Origin of the sequence: Bradyrhizobium sp. B025, assembly GCF_042257955.1 — a bacterium.
Taxonomy (GTDB): Bacteria; Pseudomonadota; Alphaproteobacteria; order Rhizobiales; family Xanthobacteraceae; genus Bradyrhizobium; species Bradyrhizobium diazoefficiens.
In genome coordinates, this window is sequence record NZ_CP170150.1 from 4,456,459 (window position 1) to 4,477,767 (window position 21,309).

26 protein-coding genes are annotated in these 21,309 nt (G+C 65.0%); 13 read left to right on the top strand and 13 right to left on the bottom strand.

The genetic code is table 11. The features are described from left to right. The first annotated feature begins 204 nt into the window (after positions 1–204). Positions 205–2,253 (top strand): acetoacetate--CoA ligase, encoded by a 2,049-nt coding sequence (locus ACE10W_RS20605; protein WP_375762748.1) that lies wholly within the window; start codon positions 205–207, stop codon positions 2,251–2,253. Between the two features lie 6 nt (positions 2,254–2,259). On the opposite strand, the gene ACE10W_RS20610 is transcribed toward ACE10W_RS20605, so the two are convergent. After that, positions 2,260–2,472, bottom strand: coding sequence for a hypothetical protein (locus tag ACE10W_RS20610; RefSeq protein ID WP_375762749.1), 213 nt, complete (start codon positions 2,470–2,472; stop codon positions 2,260–2,262). Between the two features lie 199 nt (positions 2,473–2,671). On the opposite strand from ACE10W_RS20610, the gene ACE10W_RS20615 reads away from it, so the two are divergent. Beyond that, a complete protein-coding gene (locus ACE10W_RS20615) occupies positions 2,672–2,974 on the top strand; it encodes a hypothetical protein (RefSeq protein ID WP_028173942.1) in 303 nt (100 codons plus the stop codon). Positions 2,975–2,979: 5 nt separating this feature from the next. On the opposite strand, the gene ACE10W_RS20620 is transcribed toward ACE10W_RS20615, so the two are convergent. Continuing rightward, positions 2,980–3,213 carry a hypothetical protein gene (locus ACE10W_RS20620; protein WP_375762750.1) on the bottom strand — a complete coding sequence of 78 codons (234 nt, stop codon included), beginning with the start codon at positions 3,211–3,213 and terminating at the stop codon, positions 2,980–2,982. Positions 3,214–3,546: 333 nt separating this feature from the next. After that, entirely contained in the window at positions 3,547–3,831 is a 285-nt protein-coding gene (locus ACE10W_RS20625; RefSeq protein ID WP_375762751.1) for a hypothetical protein, read from the bottom strand. Positions 3,832–4,020: 189 nt separating this feature from the next. On the opposite strand from ACE10W_RS20625, the gene ACE10W_RS20630 reads away from it, so the two are divergent. The 3 genes from ACE10W_RS20630 to ACE10W_RS20640 all read left to right on the top strand — a co-directional run bounded on the left by ACE10W_RS20630 (position 4,021) and on the right by ACE10W_RS20640 (position 5,621). Continuing rightward, positions 4,021–4,608 (top strand): formyltransferase family protein, encoded by a 588-nt coding sequence (locus ACE10W_RS20630; RefSeq protein ID WP_011087445.1) that lies wholly within the window; start codon positions 4,021–4,023, stop codon positions 4,606–4,608. 172 nt (positions 4,609–4,780) lie between these two features. Further along, a complete protein-coding gene (locus tag ACE10W_RS20635; RefSeq protein ID WP_038967470.1) occupies positions 4,781–5,131 on the top strand; it encodes a hypothetical protein in 351 nt (116 codons plus the stop codon). Beyond that, complete coding sequence (locus ACE10W_RS20640; protein WP_028173939.1) at positions 5,076–5,621, top strand: hypothetical protein; 546 nt, start codon at positions 5,076–5,078, stop codon at positions 5,619–5,621. Before ACE10W_RS20635 ends, ACE10W_RS20640 begins: the two co-directional genes overlap by 56 nt. A gap of 52 nt (positions 5,622–5,673) precedes the next feature. On the opposite strand, the gene ACE10W_RS20645 is transcribed toward ACE10W_RS20640, so the two are convergent. Beyond that, positions 5,674–6,072 carry a RidA family protein gene (locus tag ACE10W_RS20645; RefSeq protein WP_375762752.1) on the bottom strand — a complete coding sequence of 133 codons (399 nt, stop codon included), beginning with the start codon at positions 6,070–6,072 and terminating at the stop codon, positions 5,674–5,676. A gap of 147 nt (positions 6,073–6,219) precedes the next feature. On the opposite strand from ACE10W_RS20645, the gene ACE10W_RS20650 reads away from it, so the two are divergent. Both ACE10W_RS20650 and ACE10W_RS20655 read left to right on the top strand, forming a co-directional pair. After that, positions 6,220–7,095, top strand: coding sequence for a DMT family transporter (locus ACE10W_RS20650; RefSeq protein WP_161534878.1), 876 nt, complete (start codon positions 6,220–6,222; stop codon positions 7,093–7,095). Positions 7,096–7,296: 201 nt separating this feature from the next. Further along, positions 7,297–8,724 carry a caspase family protein gene (locus ACE10W_RS20655; RefSeq protein WP_375761849.1) on the top strand — a complete coding sequence of 476 codons (1,428 nt, stop codon included), beginning with the start codon at positions 7,297–7,299 and terminating at the stop codon, positions 8,722–8,724. Between the two features lie 76 nt (positions 8,725–8,800). On the opposite strand, the gene ACE10W_RS20660 is transcribed toward ACE10W_RS20655, so the two are convergent. Next, positions 8,801–9,040: a BrnA antitoxin family protein gene (locus ACE10W_RS20660; protein WP_028171896.1), complete on the bottom strand. Its 240-nt coding sequence runs from the start codon at positions 9,038–9,040 to the stop codon at positions 8,801–8,803. Between the two features lie 3 nt (positions 9,041–9,043). Next, the gene (cysK, locus tag ACE10W_RS20665) at positions 9,044–10,021 is read right to left on the bottom strand and encodes a cysteine synthase A (protein ID WP_304553611.1); all 978 of its coding nucleotides are present in this window, start codon (positions 10,019–10,021) and stop codon (positions 9,044–9,046) included. Positions 10,022–10,244: 223 nt separating this feature from the next. Here cysK and ACE10W_RS20670 point away from each other — a divergent pair, with 223 nt between their 5' ends. Further along, positions 10,245–10,463 carry a hypothetical protein gene (locus tag ACE10W_RS20670; protein ID WP_038967464.1) on the top strand — a complete coding sequence of 73 codons (219 nt, stop codon included), beginning with the start codon at positions 10,245–10,247 and terminating at the stop codon, positions 10,461–10,463. 3 nt (positions 10,464–10,466) lie between these two features. On the opposite strand, the gene tgt is transcribed toward ACE10W_RS20670, so the two are convergent. Beyond that, the gene (tgt, locus tag ACE10W_RS20675; RefSeq protein WP_375761850.1) at positions 10,467–11,624 is read right to left on the bottom strand and encodes a tRNA guanosine(34) transglycosylase Tgt; all 1,158 of its coding nucleotides are present in this window, start codon (positions 11,622–11,624) and stop codon (positions 10,467–10,469) included. A gap of 191 nt (positions 11,625–11,815) precedes the next feature. Between tgt and ACE10W_RS20680 the strand changes: the two genes are divergently transcribed. From ACE10W_RS20680 to ACE10W_RS20695, 4 genes are all read left to right on the top strand, one after another. Then, the gene (locus tag ACE10W_RS20680; protein ID WP_375761851.1) at positions 11,816–13,024 is read left to right on the top strand and encodes a patatin-like phospholipase family protein; all 1,209 of its coding nucleotides are present in this window, start codon (positions 11,816–11,818) and stop codon (positions 13,022–13,024) included. A gap of 127 nt (positions 13,025–13,151) precedes the next feature. Next, entirely contained in the window at positions 13,152–13,898 is a 747-nt protein-coding gene (locus tag ACE10W_RS20685) for a TetR/AcrR family transcriptional regulator (RefSeq protein ID WP_060912132.1), read from the top strand. Between the two features lie 251 nt (positions 13,899–14,149). After that, a complete protein-coding gene (locus ACE10W_RS20690) occupies positions 14,150–14,752 on the top strand; it encodes a PepSY domain-containing protein (RefSeq protein WP_028171890.1) in 603 nt (200 codons plus the stop codon). Between the two features lie 283 nt (positions 14,753–15,035). Next, on the top strand, positions 15,036–16,073 hold the full coding sequence (locus ACE10W_RS20695) for an aspartate-semialdehyde dehydrogenase (RefSeq protein WP_375761852.1): 1,038 nt from the start codon (positions 15,036–15,038) through the stop codon (positions 16,071–16,073). Between the two features lie 49 nt (positions 16,074–16,122). Here ACE10W_RS20695 and ACE10W_RS20700 read toward each other — a convergent pair whose 3' ends face one another. From ACE10W_RS20700 to coaD, 6 genes are all read right to left on the bottom strand, one after another. Next, positions 16,123–17,253: an acyltransferase family protein gene (locus tag ACE10W_RS20700; protein ID WP_375761853.1), complete on the bottom strand. Its 1,131-nt coding sequence runs from the start codon at positions 17,251–17,253 to the stop codon at positions 16,123–16,125. A 239-nt stretch (positions 17,254–17,492) separates the two neighbouring features. Next, entirely contained in the window at positions 17,493–18,593 is a 1,101-nt protein-coding gene (queA, locus tag ACE10W_RS20705) for a tRNA preQ1(34) S-adenosylmethionine ribosyltransferase-isomerase QueA (protein WP_375761854.1), read from the bottom strand. A gap of 113 nt (positions 18,594–18,706) precedes the next feature. After that, positions 18,707–19,171 carry a peptidylprolyl isomerase gene (locus tag ACE10W_RS20710; protein WP_011087459.1) on the bottom strand — a complete coding sequence of 155 codons (465 nt, stop codon included), beginning with the start codon at positions 19,169–19,171 and terminating at the stop codon, positions 18,707–18,709. After that, positions 19,168–19,578, bottom strand: a complete 411-nt coding sequence (locus ACE10W_RS20715) for a hypothetical protein (RefSeq protein WP_304565010.1) — start codon at positions 19,576–19,578, stop codon at positions 19,168–19,170. The genes ACE10W_RS20710 and ACE10W_RS20715 overlap by 4 nt, the downstream gene beginning before the upstream one ends. 12 nt (positions 19,579–19,590) lie before the next feature. Then, a complete protein-coding gene (locus ACE10W_RS20720) occupies positions 19,591–20,166 on the bottom strand; it encodes a peptidylprolyl isomerase (protein WP_375761855.1) in 576 nt (191 codons plus the stop codon). A 37-nt stretch (positions 20,167–20,203) separates the two neighbouring features. Next, a complete protein-coding gene (gene coaD, locus ACE10W_RS20725; RefSeq protein ID WP_028171883.1) occupies positions 20,204–20,701 on the bottom strand; it encodes a pantetheine-phosphate adenylyltransferase in 498 nt (165 codons plus the stop codon). A gap of 257 nt (positions 20,702–20,958) precedes the next feature. On the opposite strand from coaD, the gene ACE10W_RS20730 reads away from it, so the two are divergent. Beyond that, complete coding sequence (locus ACE10W_RS20730; RefSeq protein ID WP_008131028.1) at positions 20,959–21,216, top strand: hypothetical protein; 258 nt, start codon at positions 20,959–20,961, stop codon at positions 21,214–21,216. Positions 21,217–21,309: the final 93 nt, after the last annotated feature.

The window sequence follows — 21,309 nt, forward strand, 5'->3', positions numbered from 1 at the left end:
ATCTTTCCGCGCGTGACTGCCTGGATTGTTTCACTGCGCTCGCAATGACGAATCTGTTGAAGCGATGGTTGCGATCTCTGCCACGTCGCGCTGGCGAAGGCCGGCCCCCGTTAGCCCGGTCAAAGCCGCCTGCTAGTACCGCGGCTTCTGCTAAGCTGCGAGACGGCTTAAACTCCCCTTCCCCGCAACTGAAGCCGACACGCAATGACCGCACCTTTCGTTCCCCAGATCGCCCTCTATCGCAACTGGCTCGCCGAGCAGCGTGGCCTCACCTTCGGCAGCTACGAAGACATGCGGCAATGGTCGGTGCGCGATCTCGACGGCTTCTGGCGCAGCATCTGGGACTATTATGATCTGCAATCGCCGACGCCGTTCGCGGCCGTGATCACCGAGCGCAAGATGCCCGGCGCGGCCTGGTTTCCAGGCGCGCAGGTGAACTATGCGCGTCAGGTATTCCGGCATGTCGAAGCGGCCGACGCCGCCGGCCTGCCCGCGATCGTCAGCGGCGGCGAGGACGGCAGGCTGAGGGAAACGAGCTGGCCGGAGCTGCGGCGCAAGGCGGCCGCGCTCGCGCTGCATCTGAAGGATAACGGTATCAAGCCCGGCGACCGCGTCGCGGCCTATCTGCCCAACATTCCCGAGACCATCATCGCATTCCTCGCGACCGCCAGCATCGGCGCGGTCTGGAGCGTCTGCGCACCCGACATGGCCGCGCCCGCCGTGATCGACCGCTTCAAGCAGATCGAACCCAAAGTGCTGATCGCCTGCGACGCCGTCACCTATGCCGGCCGGCGGCACGACCGGCGCGACGTCGTCGCCGAACTGCGGCGATCGCTACCCACGGTCGCGCATGTCATCCTGCACAGCGAGGCCGGTTCGCCTGCCGCGCCGGATGCCCTGCTCTCGAATATTGTCGCCGGGACAAGCGCCGCGATTGACACGTTCGAGCCGGCCTGGCTGCCGTTCGATCATCCGCTCTGGATCGTCTATTCCAGCGGCACCACCGGCCTGCCCAAGCCGATCGTGCACGGCCATGGCGGCATCGTCATCGTGGTGCTGGCGCTGCTCGGCCTGCACAACGACATCGGTTGCTCCTATCACCAAAACTCTTTCGGCGAGCGCTATCACTGGTACTCTTCGACCGGCTGGATCATGTGGAATTCGCAAGTCGGCGGCCTGCTCGGCGGCGCCACCTGCTGCATCTTCGACGGCAGCCCCGGCGGCGCCAAGGACAAGCCGGACTGGACCACGCTGTGGCGCTTCGTGGCGCAATCGAAAGCGACCTTCTTCGGCGCGGGCGCGGCGTTCTTCGCCAACTGCGCCAAGGCCGAAATCGATCTTGCCGCCGCGGGCGATCTGTCGCGGCTGCGCTGCCTCGGCTCGACCGGATCGCCGCTCAGCGCCGACACGCAAGCCTGGTTCAACGACCGCTTCGCCGCACTGTCGAAGACCAATGGCAGCAAGGCGCAGGCCGACATCTGGTGGGCGAACATTTCCGGCGGCACCGATTTCGCCGGCGCCTTCATCGGCGGCAACCGCGAATTGCCACAAACGCCCGGCGCGATGCAGTGTCGCCTGCTCGGCGCCGCCGTCGAAGCCTTCAGCGAACAGGGCCGCGCCGTCACGGACGAGGTCGGCGAGCTCGTCTGCACCGAGCCGATGCCGTCGATGCCGCTCTACTTCTGGAACGACAAGGACGGCGTGCGTTACCGCTCCAGCTATTTCGAGACCTATCCGGACAATTTCGACGGCAGCGGCCGCGGCCCCGTGTGGCGGCACGGCGACTGGCTCAAGGTCAATCCGGACGGCTCCTGCATCATCTACGGCCGCAGCGATGCCACCATCAACCGGCACGGCCTGCGCATGGGCACGAGCGAACTCTATTCCGCGATCGAAGCCTTGCCGGAGGTGCTGGACTCCCTCGTCGTCGACCTCGAATATCTCGGCCGCGACAGCTACATGCCGCTGTTCGTGGTGCTGCGCGAAGGCGTCGCGCTCGACGCCGCGATGCAGGCGAAGATCAACAAGGCGATCGAGGCCGGTCTCTCCCGGCGCTTCCTGCCGAACGAAATCTTCGCCGTCGCCGAGATTCCGCGCACGCTGTCGGGCAAGAAGCAGGAGCTGCCGATCAAGAAGCTGCTGCTCGGCCAGCCCGTCGAGAAGGTCATCAACAAGGAGGCGATGGCTAATCCCGGCTGCCTCGACTGGTATCTCGCCTTCGCGCGCGACTACCTGGCGCGAAGCGCTGCGTAGCTGCGATCAGCCTCCGCCGAAATTGGAGGGATCGAGATTCCTGTTCTCCGACGGCGGGATCGGCGGCCACCCGGGAAATTTGTACCAGCCGGGCGGCACCGGCGCGTCCTCGGCCGGACGGACGACAACGGGGTGGTGCGGGCGGGCGTGGCGCGCCGGCGCGGCGGCGACAGCCGAACATGCCGACATCAAGAGGATCACAACCGCGATAAACCGCATCGCACGGGCTCCAAACGTCCACCCGGGCTGACATGTGGTGCGGGAACCATGCTGTGCCCACGCATAAGCGACGTCGCGACCGGTCACAACGGCGGCACCGCGACATGCGGACGATCAGCCCAATTGCGCCGATGCCGTTTGCACTCCGTTCACCGATCGCCGCTAGATCAGGACGAATCCACAGCGACGAACCGCGGAAATGGCCGACCTCAACGCCGTCCTCACCAGGCTCAACGATCGTCTGCTCCGCCTCGAGGGCGAGCTGTTCGTGCTGCGCTCGCTGGCGCGCGCAACCCTGACGGCCGGCGACGATCATGCGGCGCGGATGCGCAAGCTGGTCGAGGCGGCCAAGGTCGCGCTCGACGACGAGGCGAAGCGGGAGCTCGACAAGCCGACGCGAAAATATGTCGATGCGGCCACCGCACTCGTGGAGGAATTGCTGGCGGAGCCGACCCCGGCGCGGCCATTGTTCACCGTCATCGACGGCGGCCGGCGCGACTGAGCGCGTCAGATCAAACGTGTCGTATCGGCATCGTTGGAGCCAGCCTTCAGCCGGCTGAGACCTGCCTCGATGATCGCGATCTCCTCGACGATCTGACCGATCGGCAGGCTGAAATCATAGCCCGACCTGCTCTTCAGATCGACCGCGAGGCGCTGCCTGTGCATCATCAGCTCGTCGAGGCCGCGCCTGTTCTTCAGTCGGACATAGATGTCGACGATCTGCTCAATCGCGCTCGGCATGAAATCGGTCCCGGCGAAAAAGCCCGCGCGGCGCACCCACGCCGGCGGGACATTTTCGGTGTCGCGGTACGCATTACAAATCCGCGACGGATTCGTCGATACGCCAGGCAGGTTGAGAACGCGTTACCGTCAGATGATTTTGCGACGCGCCGCATGAAAAGGCCGCTGGCGATCAGGCCAGCGGCCAAAGCCGGGTTCGAAAATGGATCCGGATCAAATGTCGCCAGCCCCGGTATCGCCATTCTAACGGCGGGATGGATTCCTTCTGTTCGAAATGAAACACAGGAACCGTCACATCATCATTTGCCGCTCGACCGTGGCCGTGCGGCAACGCTAGTCGGCGACGCAGAAGTACGTCCGCGGCAGTCGGCGATAGGCGCTGTAGCGATAATGCGGCCGGTAGGCGTAGCCGCGATAGAGCGCCGGCGGCTCCTCGCCGTAATAGGCGCCATCATAGAAATTATAGACCGGTCCCCCCGCGCAACGATAAGCGTCCCAGGTCGGCCCGATGAACGGCGCGACGCCGATCTCGGGCGGGACCGCCGGGTACGGCCCGCCGGCATGGCCCGAGGTGGCCGCAATCAGTGTCGCAAGAAGGATGAACCAGGCGCTGCGCATGCGCTCGCTCCGAACCGGTGCAATGCGCGCATGCAAGCACCGGAACGGTCGGCCGCGCAATCGCGGAATTCACCGTCTCCTGCGCCCGGCGCATTGTTGATAACCGGCAGAAACGGCCCGCAGATGGTGACACGGCGCCCGGACGTGTTATCGGGGGTATGACGCAGTTGCGAGACGGATCGGACACACATGCGCATTACCCTCGTCGGCTCCCGCCATTTCGGCGTGACCACCCTGAACATGCTCCGGGAGCACAGCGTGTCGATCGCGCGGGTCGTGGTGGCCGATGCCGAGGACCGCCTTGCTGCGACCGCCAGGGCGGCCGGCATCGAGGTGGTGGTGCAGGCCAATCCGAAGCTGGTGGTCGCCTCCGAGATCGCGCCCGACACCGATTTGATCATCACCGCGCACAGCCATGCCCGGATCGGAAAGGACGCGCTCGCCGCGGCCCGGTTCGGCGGGATCGGCTATCACCCCTCGCTGCTGCCGCGCCACCGTGGCAAGGCCGCCGTGGAATGGACCATCAAGGAAGGCGATCCGATCGCCGGCGGCACGATCTATCATCTCGCCGATCGCATGGATGCCGGCGCCATCGCCGCGCAGGACTGGTGCTTCGTCAAGAAGGGCGAGACCGCCCGCGAACTCTGGGAGCGCGCGCTCGCCCCGCTCGGGCTCAAATTGCTGGCCGACGTGATCGATTACGTCAAAGTCCACAAGGCACTGCCGGCCAAGGTTCAGGACGAGCAGTTCGCGACTTCCGCGCCGAGTCTGTCCTGACGTTTACCCTTAACGTGAGGCCGCATTGATTCTGCTTGAAAAATCGGAGCCAAAAACACAAATAAACCATTGTTTCCACAGGAACAATTTTCGATTTGGCATTGCAACAAATTTCCGTCACATTTCGTCCGAATAAGCGTCAGGATATCAGACAAATTCAAGGACGGAATTCATGCGTTTTGGTCGCATCGCGGCGTTCTGTGCCGCTTCAGTTTTCGCCGGCACCCTCGCCGCCACCGCCTTCGCCCAGACCCCCTATGACGGCAACTGGCAGGTCACCATCGTGACCAAGTCCGGTTCCTGCGAGCCGACCGCAAGCTCCATGCTGACAGTCGCCGACGGCAAGATCACCGCGCCCGGCGCTAACGTTTCCGGCACCATCGGCAGCGGGGGACTTGTGAAAGTTTCGATCAATGGTGCATATGCCAACGGTCAACTCAGCGGCAACGCCGGATCGGGGAAGTGGAATGGAGCATCTGCAGGCATACCGTGCAGCGGGCGGTGGGAAGCATCGCGCCAATAAACCAATCGAGACTCGCGCCGGAGGCCGGCGGCTGCTGATCGCGGCCGCCGTTTTGCTTGCGGCAGCGTTCGCGAACACCGAAAGCAAGGCCCAGTCCGGCCCGTTTGCCCCGCTCGCGGGCAGCTGGAGCGGCGGCGGGATCGTCACCCTGGATGACGGCTCCACCGAACGCATCCGTTGCCGGGCCAAATATGCTCCGATCGGGCCCACCATGGAGATGTCGCTGACCTGTGCCAGCGACGCCTACAAGTTCAACCTCGCCGCCAACGTCCGGTCCGAAGGCAGCGCCATTACCGGCGGTTGGAGCGAGGCCAGCCGTAACATCAGCGGCTCGCTCCAGGGCCGCGGCGGCGGCGGAAGTTTCGAGGTGGTCGCCAGCGCCGCTGGTTTCAACGCAAACATCTCGCTGCGGACCTCCGGCAACAAGCAGACGGTCACGATGCGCGCGGACAGCCAGTTCCGCGGCGCCAACATCTCGATGTCGCGCTAAGCCAGTACGACGACACGACAATCGATCCGGCGCCCGCGCCGGATCGATTTTTTTATGCGCTGGGAACGAACGCCGTCACCTCGATCTCGACCTTGGCCCGGTCGTCGACGAGGCCTCCGATGTAGAGCAGCGTCGAAGGCGGGAAATGGCGGCCCAGCGTCTCCTTCCAGGCCGCGCCGATGCCGGCGCCTGCGGCCTCATATTCGCTGCGGCTGGTCAGGTACCAGGTTAGGCGGACGATGTGCTCGGGGCCGGCGCCGGCCTCGCCCAGCAGCTTGATGATCCGCTTCAGGGCGGTTGCGACCTGGCCCGCCATGTCAGGGGCGTATTCGCCCGCCTCGTCGCCGCCGGTCTGCCCGGCCAGCACCACCCAGCGGCCCGGCCCCTCGACCACGACGCCATGGGAAAAGCCGCGCGGTTTCTTCCACTCGGCCGGCTGCAGGATACGCATGAGCTGTTTCTCCCATTTCGCTCGTTGGCCCTCCCTTAGCACGCACCCGTGCATCGCTGCATCCGCAGTTTTGGCCGTTGTAAACCGTATTGATGTCGCGGATACCAGCCTGCCCTCCAACGCCCTTTCCTTCCGCATCGCGCGCCAATGACCACTCCTCCGTCCAAAACGATGGCTGCATTGTGGATGGCCGGGTGGCTGTCGCTGACCCTGGTGATGGCGGTCGCGGGACGCGAGGCCGTGCGCGAGATGAACGTCTTCCAGGTGATGGAGGTTCGCTCGCTGCTCGGCCTCTGCATGCTGTATCCGATGATCCGGCGCGCCGGCGGATTCGGGACGCTCAGGACGAGGCGCCTGCCGCAGCACATCGCGCGCAATCTGATCCACTACGTCTCGCAGCTCGGCTGGTTCTTCGCGCTGACGCTGATTCCGATCGGCCAGGTGGTGGCAATCGAGTTCACGATGCCGATCTGGACGGCGATCCTCGCCGCGAGCTTTCTGTCGGAGCGCATGACCTCGTGGAAGATCGCTGCGATCGTGCTCGGCCTCGTCGGCGTGATCGTCATCGTGCGGCCCGCGACCGGCGAGATCAATCAGGGCCAGTTGATCGCGCTCGGCGCCGCGGTCGGGTTCGGCGTGTCCATGGCGTTGGTGAAATCGCTCACCCGGACCGAGAGCGCGCTGGCGGTCCTGTTCTGGATGCTGGTCGTGCAGTCGGTCGCAGGCTTCCTGCCGACGCTCTATGTCTGGGCCTGGCCGCCCACTTATGTCTGGGGTTGGGTGGCGGTGATCTCGGTCTGCGGCACGTTCGCGCATTATTGCCTCGCCAGCGCCATGCGCTACGCGGACGCGACGGTGGTGGTTCCGATGGACTTCCTGCGGGTTCCTCTCACCGCGACGGCCGGCTGGCTGCTGTATTCAGAACGGCTCGACGGCTGGACCGTGCTCGGGGCGGCGCTGATCCTGTTCGGCAACCTCCTGAATCTGAAGCCGGCGGCCCCGATTCCGGCCCGCGCGCAGTGAACCGGCGCGCGGCCTCGCGCGACAAAAACAAAGTGGTCGAACGTGATCTGGATCACGTTAGAAGGGGCATTCCATCGTGCACATTCGGCCGCGAAGCAGTGGGTTGGGCGAACCGTCGTTTCGCTAGCGCGAAGCCGGGCATTTTCGTGTAGGTTCGTCGCCAATTTGTTGCTGCCTGCAATTCGATTCTGGGGATTTCAGATGCGCTATCTCACCCTCATCGCCTCGCTGATGTGCATGGCACTGTCGGTCAGTGCCGCGAAGGCGGACCGCCGTGTTGCTTTCGTCGTCGGCAACGGTTCCTACAAGAACGTCGCGCAATTGCCGAACCCGCCGATCGACGCCAAGGCGATGGCGGCGACGCTGCGCAATGTCGGCTTCGACGTGATCGAAGGGTCCAATCTCAGCCGCGACCAGATGACGGAAAAGCTGCTCGACTTCGGCCGCAAGGCGCAGGGCTCCGACATCGCATTGTTCTACTATGCCGGTCACGGCATCGCCGTCGGCGGCACCAACTACCTGCTGCCGGTTGACGCCGACATCAAGTCGGAGATGGACGTCAAGCTGGGCGCTGCGATCAACATCGACCTGACACTCGAGCAGACCATGGGCGATGCCAAGGTCAAGCTCGTCTTCCTCGATGCCTGCCGCGACAATCCGTTCGCCGCCAAGATCAAGTCGAACTCCGCGACCCGCAGCGTCAACGTGCAGAGCGGCCTTGCCGAGATGAAGTCCGGCGAAGGCACGCTGATCGCGTTCGCAACCGGCCCCGGCCAGACCGCGCTCGACGGCCAGGAGGGCAACAACAGCCCGTTCACCCGCGCGCTGATCGACAACATCACCAAGCCCGGCATCGAGATCCAGCAGGCGATGACGTCGGTGCGCGCCCAGGTCAACGAAGAGACCCACAAGGGCCAGCTTCCCTGGGGCCACACCAACCTGATCGGCGCCGTCTATCTCAACCAGGCCCCGACCACCCAGGTTGCCAACGCGGCGCCGACGGCGGCTGGCAGCGTGCCGGCGGCGACTGGCGGCTCGGACGGCGTCGAACTCGAATACTGGCGCTCGGTGAAGGAGTCCAACAAGCCGGAAGAGCTCAACGCCTACCTCTCGGCCTATCCGAACGGCCAGTTCAAGGCCCTGGCGTTGGCGCGGCTTGCCGCGATCAAGAGCGGCCCCTCGACCGCGACGCGCACCCTCAACGCCGGCGTCGATCCTGCGACCTTCACCGATGAGGCCACTCAGATTACCGAGGACCAGATCGGCCTCGACAAGAACCAGCGCCGCGACGTGCAGCGTCGCCTCACCGGCCTCGGCTTCGACACCAAGCAGACTGGCGTGTTCAGCGACGAGACCCGGACCGTGCTCAAGCGCTGGCAGGCCGCGCGCGGCTATCCTTCGTCAGGTTACCTCAACAAGCTCCAGCACAAGGCGCTGCTCTCGGAGGTCGTGGCTGCTCCGCCGACTGCGAGCGACAACAGCCAGAAGGCGGCCCGGCGCGCCAGCGCCCCCGCGGCCAGCAGCGCACCGGCGCCGGCTCCCCAACGCAGCAACCCCGGCGATGCGGCCGGCGCGGCCTTCGTCGGCGTCGTCGTCGGCGGCATGATGGGCGGCATGTTCCGCCGCTGAGGCCAGATCAAACCCCAAATACAAAAGCCCGGCTCGCGCCGGGCTTTTTCGTTGGGCGACCTGGAAAGACCGGGCGCTACTTCCCCGTCGCCTTCCGCAGCGCCTCGTTGATGCGATCCTGCCAGCCGGGACCGCCCTCCTGGAAGAACTCCAGCACGTCCTGGTCGATGCGCAGCGTAACCTGCTCCTTGATCCCAGGCGCCACGTTCTGCTTCGGCGGCGCCGCGGCGACCTTGGCCGTCACCTTCTTGAACGCCGCCTCGGCCTCGGTCCTGGCATCGCCAAGCGTGCGCGGCCGCCTCGGTAGATCCGCCATGTCCTAGATTCCCTCAAACAGAGCCGTCGAAAGATACCGCTCGGAGAAGGACGGTACCACCGCCAGGATGGTTTTTCCCGCAGCTTCCGGCCGCTTGCCGATCTGGAGCGCCGCGGCGATCGCAGCACCCGAGGAGATACCGCCCGGAATGCCCTCGTGCCGCGCCAATGCGCGCGAGGTCTCGATCGCCGTGGTCGAGTTGATTTTGACGATCTCGTCGATCACGGAGCGATCGAGGATATCAGGGACGAAGCCCGCGCCGATGCCCTGGATCTTGTGCGGCGTATGCTGTCCCCCTGATAGCACCGGGCTCTCCTCCGGCTCGACCGCCACCACCCGCAACGAGGCCTTGCGCGGCTTGAGCACCTGGCCGACGCCGGTGATCGTGCCGCCGGTGCCGACGCCGGCAACGAAGAAATCGATGTTGCCGTCGGTGTCGTTCCAGATCTCCTCCGCGGTGGTGCGGCGGTGCACCTCGGGATTGGCGAGGTTCTTGAACTGCTGCGGCATCACCGAGTTCGGCGTCGTCTTCACCAGCTCCTCGGCGGCGGCGATCGCGCCCTTCATGCCTTGTGCGGCCGGCGTCAGCACCAGCTCCGCGCCGAGAAAGGCCAGCATCTTGCGCCGTTCGATCGACATCGATTCCGGCATCACGAGCTTGAGCCGGTAGCCGCGCGAGGCGGCGACGAAGGCGAGTGCGATGCCGGTATTGCCGGAGGTCGGTTCGATCAGCACGGTATCCGGCTTGACGATACCGGCCTTCTCCATGGCGATGATCATGGCCGCGCCGATGCGGTCCTTCACGCTCGCGGCCGGATTGAAATATTCAAGTTTTGCCAAAATCGTCGCGTTCACGCCGTGCATGCCCGGCAGCCGTCGCAATCGCACGATCGGCGTGTCGCCAAAAGCTTCGACAATCGAGTCATAGATCCGGCCGCGGCCGGGTTGATGCGCTGCACGCGTGGCGGACGATGCGTCCATGATGAACTCCCTGTAGCGACAATTTGCGCTTCTGCCGTGGCTCTTGCGCAGTTACAGACAGCTTGCGGCGACACGCAAGCGACAATGCGGCACATGTTAAATACGCTGCATCGCAAAATCACGTGAGCTACAAATATCAGAAAACCAACGCTTTTGTGTTGCGACCTCGTCAAGTGATTCTGCTTATGTTAGACTTACGTCTTAAAGCAGGGAGGTCACCACGATGTCAGCAGTTGCTGAAGTGATGTCGACCGTCGCGCTGAACCGCGATCCGCGTTGTAGCGAGTTGCCCACCTGTCCGGTCTGCGCCGACTCCATGGTCGCCGCCGAAGCATCCGCCTACGTCTCGGACCACATGATCAGCTATCTCTGGACCTGCGACAATTGCGGTTACGGCTTCGTGACCAAGCATGCCGTCAGGCAGCGGATCGTGTGCAACTGACCCTCAGTCGCCCTGGCGCGCGGCGATGTCGCCCCTCGCCCAGTCCTCGCGTGTACGCTGGTAGAACTCGTCGAACGTTCCGTGTGCGATCGCGTCCCTGATGCCCTGCATCAGGGACTGATAGTAAGCGATATTGATCTCGGACAGCAGCATTGCCCCCAGCGTCTCGCCCGCCTTGACGAGATGATGCAGGTAGGCGCGCGCGTAGCTGCGCGTCGACGGCCATGTGCTTTCTTCGTCGAGCGGACGCGGATCGTCCGCATGACGCGCGTTGCGCAGATTCACCTGACCGAAGCGGGTGAACGCGACGCCGTGGCGGCCATTGCGTGTCGGCATCACGCAATCGAACATGTCGATGCCGCGCTTCACGGCTTCGAGGATGTCGTCGGGCGTGCCGACACCCATCAGATAGCGCGGCCGCTCTTTCGGCAGCATCGGTGCGGTCTCGTCGATCATCGCCAGCATCACCGCCTGCGGTTCGCCGACCGCGAGGCCGCCCATCGCATAGCCGTGGAAGCCGATCGCGACGAGCCCTTCCGCGCTCGCATGACGAAGCTGGGGCACGTCGCCGCCCTGCACGATGCCGAACAGCATGTAACCGTCCGGCGCGCTCTCGAAGGCGCGCTTGCTGCGCTCGGCCCAGCGCAGCGACAATTGCATCGCGCGCTCGATATCGGCGTGCTCGGCGGGCAGCCGCACGCATTCGTCCATCTGCATGGCGATGTCGGAGCCGAGGAAACGCTGCACCTCGATCGAGCGCTCCGGCGACAGCTCGACCTTGGCGCCGTCGATATGCGAACGGAAGGTGACGGCGTGCTCGCTGACCTTGCGCAGGTCAGCAAGCGACATCACCTGGAAGCCGCCGGAATCCGTCAGCATCGGCCCGTTCCAGCCGGTGAACCGCTGCAAGCCGCCGAGCGCCGCAATCCGCTCGGCGCCGGGGCGCAGCATCAGATGATAGGTGTTGCCGAGCACGATGTCGGCGCCGGCATCGCGCACCTCGCGCCAGTGCATGCCCTTCATGGCCCCGGCGGTTCCGACGGGCATGAAGGCCGGCGTCCGCACCACGCCATGCGGCGTGGTCAGGCGCCCGGTGCGCGCGGCGCCATCGGTGGCGAGCAGTTCGAAATGATTGGGGAGAGCTGCGTCAGGACGATTCATGGCGGTGCTTATTGCGTGTCGGAGAAGGCCGATCAACCCGCGGGACCGCACTTCGGCCACCCCGTGCCTCAGACTGGGACACAAATGGCCCCGGATATGGTCCCCGCCACCTTGTTAAACAAAACGATACCGTGTAGTTTTACGGTGGGGGGCTGGACGAAAAGCCGCGGCGAGTTTGCCGGCGGCGGTAGATGCGTGATCGCCAGCCACCGACGATGCCCTTCGCTTCACATTCGACTGACGTGCCCGTCCCTTCACACGGCCGGGACAGGCAGACAGGCGCCCGCCTGATCGGGTTCCTGGTCCTGGCGTGCAGCCTGGCGCTCGGCGCCTGCACCTCCCTGCCCCGCGCGCCCTACACCGCCGCCGAGGCCAGCACCTCGCGCGTGCTCGATATCGATGGCCTCAGGCGCTACGCCGACGACCCCGTCACGAAGTTCAGCTTCGAGAAGGACAACAGCAACGCGTCAAAGTCCTATCTGGCGCTCTCCGGGGGCGGTGCGGACGGTGCCTACGGCGTCGGCGTGCTCAACGGCTGGACCGCGGCCAGAACCCGCCCCACCTTCTCGGTCGTCTCCGGCGTGAGCACCGGCGGACTGATCGCGCCCTTTGCGTTTCTCGGCCCGCAATATGACGACACGTTGAAGGAGGTCTACACCAGCGGCATCGCGGAAAGCCTCCTGAACGACCCCAGCATCATCCGCGTGCTGTTCGGATCCGGCCTGTTCGGCAACACAAGGCTGCGCGAACTGGTCGCCCGCTATGTCGGGCCCGAGATCATGGCGCAAGTCGCGCGCGAGAATGCCAAGGGCCGAAGGCTATTGGTGGTGACGACCGATCTCGACACCCAGCGCACCGCGATCTGGAACATGGGCAAGATCGCCGAGATCGGCACGCCCGAGGCGCTCAAACTGTTTCGCGACGTGATGGCGGCCTCCGCCAGCATTCCCCTGGTGTTTCCACCGATCATGATCGACGCCGAAGGCCAGGGCCGCAGGTTTCAGGAGATGCACGTCGACGGCGGCGTGACGGCCCCGGTGCTGACGCTGCCGGAAGCCTTGCTCTTCCAGGGCAGCCGCCTGCCGGGCAGTGCGAAGATGGACATCTACATCCTCGTCAACAAGAAGATCGAACGCAACTTCGAGCTCGTGTCCAACAGCACCGTCGATGTCGCCTCACGCAGCCTGTCGTCGATCACCCAGTCGCAGACGCGCTCGATCATCTTCTCGACCTACGATTTCGCCAGGCGCAACCATTTGGGCTTCCATCTCTCCTACATCGCGCGCGACTACCCCGCAGCGCCTTCGGAAGGATTCGACACCGCCTATATGCGGGCGCTGTATCAGTACGGATATGAGAAGGCGGCCGCGGGCCAGGCCTGGACGTCGGCGCTGCCATGAGACCCCGGTGCCGGAACGAGGTCGTATCGAGACCGTTGACGATAAGGCCAATTCGGCCAGATTCGCGATGACGCCCCGGTTGCTGCGCGTTATAGAGGCAGTGACGACCGCGCAGGAATCATTGGGCATGGGATTGACTGCGACAAAGACAAGACCGGCAGCAGCACGGCGCGAGGTGCCGAAATCACGCGGCGGCCGGCCGACGAAGACCGCCGCGATCGAGCGCGATCAGCGGCTGATCGAGGTCGCCACCCGCCTGTTCCTGGATCGCGGCTTCGACGCCACCTCGCTCGATGCGGTTGCGGAAGCGGCACGGGTGAGCAAGCCGACCGTCTATTCCCGTTACGGCGACAAGCGCGGCCTGTTTGCCGCCGTGCTGAGGCGCGAGATCGCGCGCTGGCTGGCGCCGCTGTCGGCGGCCGCCGAGACGCAGCTCAGCAGCGCCTCGGACATCCCTGTCGAGCAGCGGCTGGTCGAGATCGGGCGCGAGATGCTCAGCTTCACCTGCGGGCCCGATGCCGTCGCCTTCAGCCGCATGATGACGTCACAGGCCATCAACTTCCCCGATGTCGCCAAGCTCGGCATGGAGGAAGGCTGGCTCAAGGCTGTCGCCACGACGGCACGCTTCTTCGACCATCTGGTGGCGCAAGGCGCGCTCGACCTCGACGACACCACCATCGCAGCGGAAGTGTTTCTCGACGTCGTCGTCGGTCATACCCACCGCATGGCGACATTCGGAACGGCACTGGAGTTGAAGTCCGCGGAAAAGCGGATGCGTACCGCGATCAAGCTGTTCCTGGCCGGCGCGCTGGGTCCGGCCGACCGCGTCCAGGACGCCACCAAGGGCACGCCGCGGCGACGCCCATCCCGCTGACAATTTCGTGAGGTTGCGATCTATCCCCTGGGGGAACACGCCCTCGCCATTGACCAAAATAAAACGATACGGTATGGTTTAGTTAAGTCGGTACGGGCCGCTTTTTTCACCAGCCCCAAAAGAGGTCCGTACCGCTTCGATCGCCGCGGCGGGTACAGCTCGCCGCGGCGCTCCGCGGCCGGCCGATGCCCAAGGCTGGCCGCGAATTCTTTACGATCATCCGGCACACTCGCTGGCCGAGGGTTTCGAGCATGACGACAGCCAAACGATGGACCTCACGACTGCTTGCGATCGCCCTGCCCGCGCTGCTCCTCGCAGCGCCCGCGCGGGCAATCGTGACCGCAGGCACACCGACCGCGCTTCACAGCGACACAGATGGTGACGCTGAGGCGGATCGCCAAGCGGTCAGCCGCGAGATCGAGCGCTTCCGCGGTTCGTCGATCTCGATCAGCCAGGCCATGGCTCTCGCAGAGTCCCGCCACGCCGGCGCCACCACGGCGGACGTGAGTTTCGACGGCGCCTCCGGCGTGCCGGTCTACCGGGTGAAGACGCTGCACAACGACCGGATCTGGCGCCACACCATCAATGCCGCGACCGGCGAGTTCGTCGGCGGAGAGGCCGCCCTGCCCCTCGCCGAGCTCGACCGCGACGATCGCAGCAACCTCGCTGCACTCGGCGCCATCCGGCACCGCCTTGCGGATGCGGTGCGCGTCGCGGAGCAGGCCGCGTCCGGCAAGGCGATCAGCGGCGGCCTCGTGCGCGAACGTGGCCGGCTCAATTTCGCGATCGTCGTGATCAGCGGCGACGACCTCAAGGAGGTCATCCTCGAGCCGCCGGGCGCCCGGACGAAGTAGAGACGGCTCCCGGCCGGCGGCCACAATCCCGCCGAAAGGCCATTGACGGACGCAAGACTCTCCCCCATAAGTCGCCGCCATGTTCACGACCACCAAACGCACGACCAAAACCACCACGGCCTTCGGGGCCCGGGGAGGCGTGCGCGCGTAGTCGTCGACTGAAACGCATCAGCTCTACCGAAGCCCCGCCCTCGATGGTCCGGGGCTTTTTTGTTGTCTAAAGCTCACAGCATGATCCGGAAAAGTGGAATCCGGTTTTCCGACGAGATCATGCTCAACTTGAATGGAGGAGAATGTGAGTAACGATCCCGTCGTCGCGATTGTCGGCGTCACCGGTGCGGTGGGCGCCGAATTCATCGCCACCATGGACAAGCGTGGTTTCCGCGTCGGCAAGCTCAAGGCGCTGGCCAGCGCCCGCTCGGCCGGCAAGACGGTGTCGTTCCGCGGGCAAAACGTGGTCATCGAGGAACTGACCGAGCGCGCCTTCGAGGGTGTCGATATCGCCCTGTTCTCGGCCGGCGGCAGCATCTCCAAGAAGTTCGCGCCGCTCGCGGTCAAGGCCGGCGCGGTCGTGGTCGACAACTCCTCCGCCTTCCGGATGGATCCGAACGTGCCGCTGGTGATCCCCGAGATCAACGCGAACCGCATCCGCGACCACAAGGGCATCATCGCCAACCCGAACTGCGCCGCGATCACCGCGCTGGTGCCGCTCTGGCCGATCCACCAGAAGAACCGTATCAAGCGCGTGATCATCTCGACCTACCAGGCGGCCTCCGGCGCCGGCGCCGCCGCCATGGAGGAGCTCGTCGAGTCGACCCGCGCCAATCTCAACGGGCAGGTATATACGCCCAAGGTGATGCCGCACCCCTACGCCTTCAATCTGTTCAACCACAACACCGCGGTTGACCCTGAGACCGGCTACAACGACGAAGAGACCAAGGTCATCAAGGAGACCCGCAAGATCTTCGAGGACGAGACCATCGCCGTCGGCGTCACCTGCGTCCGCGTGCCGGTGCTGCGCGCCCATTGCGAGGCCATCACGTTCGAATGCGAGAAGCCGATCAGCGAGGACCAGGTCCGCGCCATCATGGCGCAGGCGCCCGGCGTGAAGATCGTCGACGACCGCGTGAAGAACCACTTCCCGATGCCGATCAACGCCTCGGGCCAGGATGACGTCCTGGTCGGCCGAATCCGCAAGGATCTCAGCGATCCCACGGGGCATTCGGTCTCGATGTTCGTCGCGGCGGATCAGCTGCTCAAGGGTGCCGCGCTGAACGCGGTGCAGATCGCCGAGCTCCTGCCGCAGCGGGTGATGGCGTAAGCCGACCAGCGGGACAGGCGGCGTCAAGCGTCCGCCTGTCTCGCATCTCTTACGCCAGCCCCTTCAACGCCTGTTTCATCGTAAGCCTGACAGGAACATCGACGAAGACGGTGGCCGCGTACGCCGCCGCTGCAACAACCGGTATTGCGACAAGCCCGACAAGGGCGGATTGAACCTCAAGATGCTGCGCGCAGGCCTCCACGGCGTGGAACATCACGACCTGGAGAACATAGATCCCGTAGGAAAGCAGTCCGAGGGTCTGCATCGTGCTTGCCAATGCGCCCCGCGGCGGATCGAAACGCGCGCAGATCGTGATGGCCAGCGGAAATACGACGATGACGGAGAATAGGCTCAGCGCGAGATCGAGACTACTCGGAAAATCCAGCGCAAGGATGGCGGTGACGAGAGCAAACGCGCTGATCGCGAATCCGGGGCGTGCCGCCGGCAATCGGGCCGTTTCGTAGAAGCGGTAGACCAGGACGCCCGCAAAGAACGAGAACCCGACCCGGATCACGCCGGCGCCGAAAGTTTCCCAGGTCGGTCCGCCCCCCAGGACACCTCGCTTGTCGGATTCGATGCCGAACCCAAGCCACCCCATCGTGGCGCAGACCACGAGCGCGAGCGCGAAGCCGCCGACGAGCCAGATCACGGATTTCGTATCGAGCCGCTTTCCGAGAGCCGCAAATAGCAGATTTGCCGCAACTTCAAAGAACAGCGACCAGGCGGCGAAGTTGAACGGGTACAGATCGGCATCGAGATGGGCGGGATTAGGGGTCGGCAGCATCAGCGCGCTGCAAAGGAGGCCGAGGATCGTTTGCGCCCGGTCCGGCGCTCCAGCGGCAAGCTGCCCGAGGAGAAACGGCAATGAGAGGATGAATGCCAGGGCGTACAACGGGTATAGCCGCTGGAGTCTCGCGAGCATGAAGGAGCGAACCGACAATCCCTGGCGGAAGCGTCTTCGATAGGCGTGCTCCAGCACGAAGCCCGACAGAACGAAGAACAGGTCGACAGCCAGGTAGCTATTCCCCATCCACCCGGTCGACGCAGCCGGGCCTTCCCAGAGGAAAGGAGCATGTCGCAGCGCAACCATGATCGCCGCGACGCCGCGCAATCCGTCAAGCGCAACGAAGGTTCGTTCCGTGAGCAGGGCCGTTTCGGTGCGCGCTGCCGGAGCCAGCAAGTTTACGGTTCCTCAACTGATCGACGCCGTCGATTGGCGGGCCCTCCCCGCGCAGCAAGACGTCCGCATCAGGCGGGCAGGCGTCTCCACCGCTCATCAAACGGCATGACGGTAGGCTCAATTGCTTGCGAAACAGCAAAGATGGATCGAGATTCCGGGGGAAACGGTGCGCAGACGCCCTGCCGGCCAACCTTCGGAAATCATTGCGGAAGCGGTGGGCGCGCCTCGCTTTGCCCGCGCTACGGCGGCGACGGGTCGTGGACTTCGGTCCCCCCTGCGCGAAACAGCAGGCAGGCGTCGCCGTACGAATAGAACCGATAGCCCTGCGCAATCGCGTGCGCATAGGCCCGCCGCATCGTCTCCAGCCCCGAGAATGCCGACACCAGCATGAACAGCGTCGACCTCGGCAAGTGGAAATTGGTCAGCAGGATATCGACGGCGCGGAAGCGATAGCCGGGCGTGATGAAGATCGACGTCTCGGCCGCAAACGGCTGGATGGTGCCGTCCTCGCGCGCGGCGCTTTCAAGCAGCCGCAGCGACGTGGTGCCGACCGCGATGATGCGCCCGCCGTTGTGCCGCGCAATGTTCAGTCGCTCCGCCGTCTCGGCCGAGATCGTGCCCCACTCGGCATGCATCTTGTGGCCTGCGGTGTCTTCTACCTTCACCGGCAGGAACGTCCCTGCCCCGACATGCAGCGTGACGCGGTTGAGGCCGATGCCGCGCTCGCGCAGCGCCTGCTCCAGCGCGGGCGTGAAATGCAGCCCTGCGGTGGGCGCTGCGACCGCGCCCTCGTTGGCCGCGAACATCGTCTGGTAGTCGGTGAGGTCCTGATCGTCAGGCGTGCGCTTGGAGGCGATGTAGGGCGGCAGCGGCGGGCTGCCGAGATCGGCGATCGCCTGGTCCAGCGCCGGGCCGTGGAACGAGAACGACAGCGTCACCTCGCCTTCGCTGCCCTTGGCCTCGACCTCGGCATCGAGATGGCCGAGCAGGCAGACCTTGCCCTCGTTGCCGAAGCGGATGCGATCGCCGGCAATGAGCTTCTTGGCGGGCTTCACCAGCGCCTGCCAGCGCGAGCCGTCGAGCCGCTTGATCAGCGTCGCCTCGATCTTCGGCTCGGTCTCGCGGCCGATGCGGCGGCCCTTGAGCTGCGCCGCGATCACCTTGGTGTCGTTGACGACGAGCTGGTCGCCGCGCTTCAGCCATTGCGGCAGCTCGGAAACGATCTGGTCGCGCAGCGCGGCGCGCTCCACGACCAGCATCTTGGCGGAGTCGCGCGGGCTCGCCGGGCGCAAGGCGATGCGCTCGGCGGGCAGGTCGAAATCGAAGAGGTCGGTGCGCATGAGCGCCGTTGCGCCTTAGTTCGTGTCATTCCGGGGCGATGCGCAGCATCGAACCCGGAATCTCGAGATTCCGGGTTCGCGCTAACGCGCGCCCCGGAATGACCGCTACGCGGTCATTCCGCGTCCGCGGCCATGCGCGCCTTGACGATCTTGTCCGGGTTCTGCACCGGCTCGCCGCGCTTGATCTTGTCGACGTTCTCCATGCCCTCGGTGACCTTGCCCCACACCGTGTACTGGTTGTCGAGGAAGCGGGCGTCGTCGAAGCAGATGAAGAACTGGCTGTCGCCGGAATCGGGGCTCGCTGCGCGCGCCATCGAGGTGGTGCCGCGCACATGCGGCTCCTTGTTGAACTCGGCCTTCAGCTTCTTGCCGGAGCCGCCGGTGCCGGTGCCCTGCGGGCAGCCGGTCTGGGCCATGAAGCCCTCGATCACGCGGTGGAACACGATGCCGTCGTAAAAGCCTTCGCGGACCAGCTCCTTGATGCGCGCGACATGGCCGGGTGCGAGGTCGGGCCGCATCTCGATGGTGACGGGGCCCTGTGTGGTCTCGAGGATCAATGTGTTTTCGGTGACGCTCATGCTCGTCTCTCTTGCGTTGGAGGTGAAGTCTTCCGGCTGCGGAACTGGATCGCGAATGGACGCCCCGCGGCGGCGCCGGCCATTGCATCGGTAAATGGCATCGGCGTGCAGCGTTGCAACGCCTCCATCACCGCGATCCGGTATTGCAGCCGGTCATCGTCGGAGGCATCCGCGGATTCATAGGTAATCCTCGGATGGCCCAAAATGTTTCCGGACCGGTTAAAGCTCACGACGACGGTGATGTCGATAGGGCGAGCCTTGGCGGCCGGAGGTGGTTTCCAGCAGGTGCGCAGATGCCGGAAGACGTCCTGGATGGTGTTGACCTGCGCGTCCTCGGCGGCCGCGCCGGAGATGCCGACAAGCAGCACTGCGGCAGCCAGCAGAAGCCTGTTGCCGCAGCGCGCCATCGCCTTCTCCCATTATTTGATGTCGGAGGCGACCTGCACCTTCACCATCTTGTCGGGATCGGTGACGGTGCCGCTCGGCGAACCGGGCGGTGCCTTCTTCAGCTTGTCGACCACGTCCATGCCCTGCACGACCTCGCCGATCACGGTGTAATTGTTGTCGAGGCTGCCACCGTCGGCGAACATGATGAAGAACTGCGAGTTGGCGGTGTCGACGCTGTCGCCGCGCCGGGCCATGCCGACGATGCCGCGTGCGAAGTGCACCTTGGAGAATTCCTGCTTCAGGTTCGGATATTTCGAGCCGCCCGTGCCGTTGAAGTTCTGGCCGTCGCCGGTCTGCGCCATGAAGCCGTCCATGACGCGGTGGAACGGCACGTTGTTGTAGAAGCCCTCGCGCGCGAGCTGCTTGATGCGCTCGGCGTGCTGGGGCGCAAGATCGGTCCTGAGCTTGATGACGATGCGGCCCTTGGTGGTGTCGATGACGATCGCGTTGGCCTTGTCGAGGCCGGCCGGCAGGGTCTGTGCGCCCGCCGGGACCGCGCCAACGAGCGCGGCAAAGATCGTGGCAAGAATTGCGAGACGACGGATCATGAAAACTCCGGATCAGGTGAGATGAAGAAGCGCGCCGTTATCCGGCGAATTTGGCCTTGAGCAGACTGGCTACGAGCGGCGGCACGAAGGTCGAAACATCTCCGCCCATGCCCGCGATCTGGCGCACCAAAGTGGCGGTGATCGGGCGGACCATGGGAGAGGCCGGCAGAAACACCGTATGGACCTCCGGCGCCATGGCCTCGTTCATCCCGGCAAGCTGCATTTCGTAGTCGAGGTCGGTGCCGTCGCGCAGACCGCGAATCATGATGGTCGCGCCGTGCTTGCGCGCGGCGGTCACCGACAGATCGTCAAACGTCACGGCTTCGAGCACACAGCCGGCCTGGGTTGCCACCGGCCCGCAGACGTCCTCGAGCATCTTCAGACGCTCCTCGGTGGAGAACAGCGGCTTCTTGCCGGGATGGACGCCGATCGCGACCACCAGCCGGTCGCACAGCGGAACGGCATGCCGGACCACGTCCAGATGGCCGTTGGTGATGGGGTCGAAGGAACCTGGGTAGAAGGCAATGCGCGGCATGGCCCCGTCCTACCGCGCCCGGCCCGGCCCGGCAAGCCGGGCTGGTTCCCCGCCGTTTCCCGGAAAATGTCTCCCCTTCGTGTCGGCGACGGCCGCTTTGTTTCGTCCTCGGGACGGCCACGAAACAAAACGGAGCGCGAACGAAACCATTTCCCGCGTCCGCGAAGACGTCCGGAAACTGGCCATGGTTACTAATCCAGCCAACGAATGACGGGCCGCACACTGGGCGTAGGCGGCCGCATCACAGGGGACAGTCAATGATCAAGGCTCTTTCAGCGATCGCTATCTCTGCGTGTGTTGCCGCGGCCCTCACCCTCCTGCCCGGCTTTGCCCCGACCGTCGAAGCCAGCGTGCCGCAGCCGCTGGCCAAGAGCGACCGGCTCGATATCCGCAGCATCGGCCGCGACTGCTCGCAGCAAGCCTGGCCGAACTTTGAGGCGTCGTGCCTGCGCCGTGCCGGCACCAAGGCCGACGTCCGCGTCGCTCGCCTCGTGACGGCCGACCGCACCCCGTAGCCCGGTCTGTCAGCTTCGCGTCAGGTAAGCCTTCGAGATCGACGACAAGATAAACCCCAAAGATAAACCCCATGGATATTTGCGACGTCTCGT

Coding starts and splice junctions, on each gene's coding strand:
- ACE10W_RS20605 (WP_375762748.1), top strand. CDS start 205: ATGACCGCACCTTTCGTTCCCCAGATCGCCCTCTATCGCAACTGGCTC.
- ACE10W_RS20610 (WP_375762749.1), bottom strand. CDS start 2,472: ATGCGGTTTATCGCGGTTGTGATCCTCTTGATGTCGGCATGTTCGGCT.
- ACE10W_RS20615 (WP_028173942.1), top strand. CDS start 2,672: ATGGCCGACCTCAACGCCGTCCTCACCAGGCTCAACGATCGTCTGCTC.
- ACE10W_RS20620 (WP_375762750.1), bottom strand. CDS start 3,213: ATGCCGAGCGCGATTGAGCAGATCGTCGACATCTATGTCCGACTGAAG.
- ACE10W_RS20625 (WP_375762751.1), bottom strand. CDS start 3,831: ATGCGCAGCGCCTGGTTCATCCTTCTTGCGACACTGATTGCGGCCACC.
- ACE10W_RS20630 (WP_011087445.1), top strand. CDS start 4,021: ATGCGCATTACCCTCGTCGGCTCCCGCCATTTCGGCGTGACCACCCTG.
- ACE10W_RS20635 (WP_038967470.1), top strand. CDS start 4,781: ATGCGTTTTGGTCGCATCGCGGCGTTCTGTGCCGCTTCAGTTTTCGCC.
- ACE10W_RS20640 (WP_028173939.1), top strand. CDS start 5,076: ATGGAGCATCTGCAGGCATACCGTGCAGCGGGCGGTGGGAAGCATCGC.
- ACE10W_RS20645 (WP_375762752.1), bottom strand. CDS start 6,072: ATGCGTATCCTGCAGCCGGCCGAGTGGAAGAAACCGCGCGGCTTTTCC.
- ACE10W_RS20650 (WP_161534878.1), top strand. CDS start 6,220: ATGACCACTCCTCCGTCCAAAACGATGGCTGCATTGTGGATGGCCGGG.
- ACE10W_RS20655 (WP_375761849.1), top strand. CDS start 7,297: ATGCGCTATCTCACCCTCATCGCCTCGCTGATGTGCATGGCACTGTCG.
- ACE10W_RS20660 (WP_028171896.1), bottom strand. CDS start 9,040: ATGGCGGATCTACCGAGGCGGCCGCGCACGCTTGGCGATGCCAGGACC.
- cysK (WP_304553611.1), bottom strand. CDS start 10,021: ATGGACGCATCGTCCGCCACGCGTGCAGCGCATCAACCCGGCCGCGGC.
- ACE10W_RS20670 (WP_038967464.1), top strand. CDS start 10,245: ATGTCAGCAGTTGCTGAAGTGATGTCGACCGTCGCGCTGAACCGCGAT.
- tgt (WP_375761850.1), bottom strand. CDS start 11,624: ATGAATCGTCCTGACGCAGCTCTCCCCAATCATTTCGAACTGCTCGCC.
- ACE10W_RS20680 (WP_375761851.1), top strand. CDS start 11,816: ATGCGTGATCGCCAGCCACCGACGATGCCCTTCGCTTCACATTCGACT.
- ACE10W_RS20685 (WP_060912132.1), top strand. CDS start 13,152: ATGGGATTGACTGCGACAAAGACAAGACCGGCAGCAGCACGGCGCGAG.
- ACE10W_RS20690 (WP_028171890.1), top strand. CDS start 14,150: ATGACGACAGCCAAACGATGGACCTCACGACTGCTTGCGATCGCCCTG.
- ACE10W_RS20695 (WP_375761852.1), top strand. CDS start 15,036: ATGGAGGAGAATGTGAGTAACGATCCCGTCGTCGCGATTGTCGGCGTC.
- queA (WP_375761854.1), bottom strand. CDS start 18,593: ATGCGCACCGACCTCTTCGATTTCGACCTGCCCGCCGAGCGCATCGCC.
- ACE10W_RS20710 (WP_011087459.1), bottom strand. CDS start 19,171: ATGAGCGTCACCGAAAACACATTGATCCTCGAGACCACACAGGGCCCC.
- ACE10W_RS20715 (WP_304565010.1), bottom strand. CDS start 19,578: ATGGCGCGCTGCGGCAACAGGCTTCTGCTGGCTGCCGCAGTGCTGCTT.
- ACE10W_RS20720 (WP_375761855.1), bottom strand. CDS start 20,166: ATGATCCGTCGTCTCGCAATTCTTGCCACGATCTTTGCCGCGCTCGTT.
- coaD (WP_028171883.1), bottom strand. CDS start 20,701: ATGCCGCGCATTGCCTTCTACCCAGGTTCCTTCGACCCCATCACCAAC.
- ACE10W_RS20730 (WP_008131028.1), top strand. CDS start 20,959: ATGATCAAGGCTCTTTCAGCGATCGCTATCTCTGCGTGTGTTGCCGCG.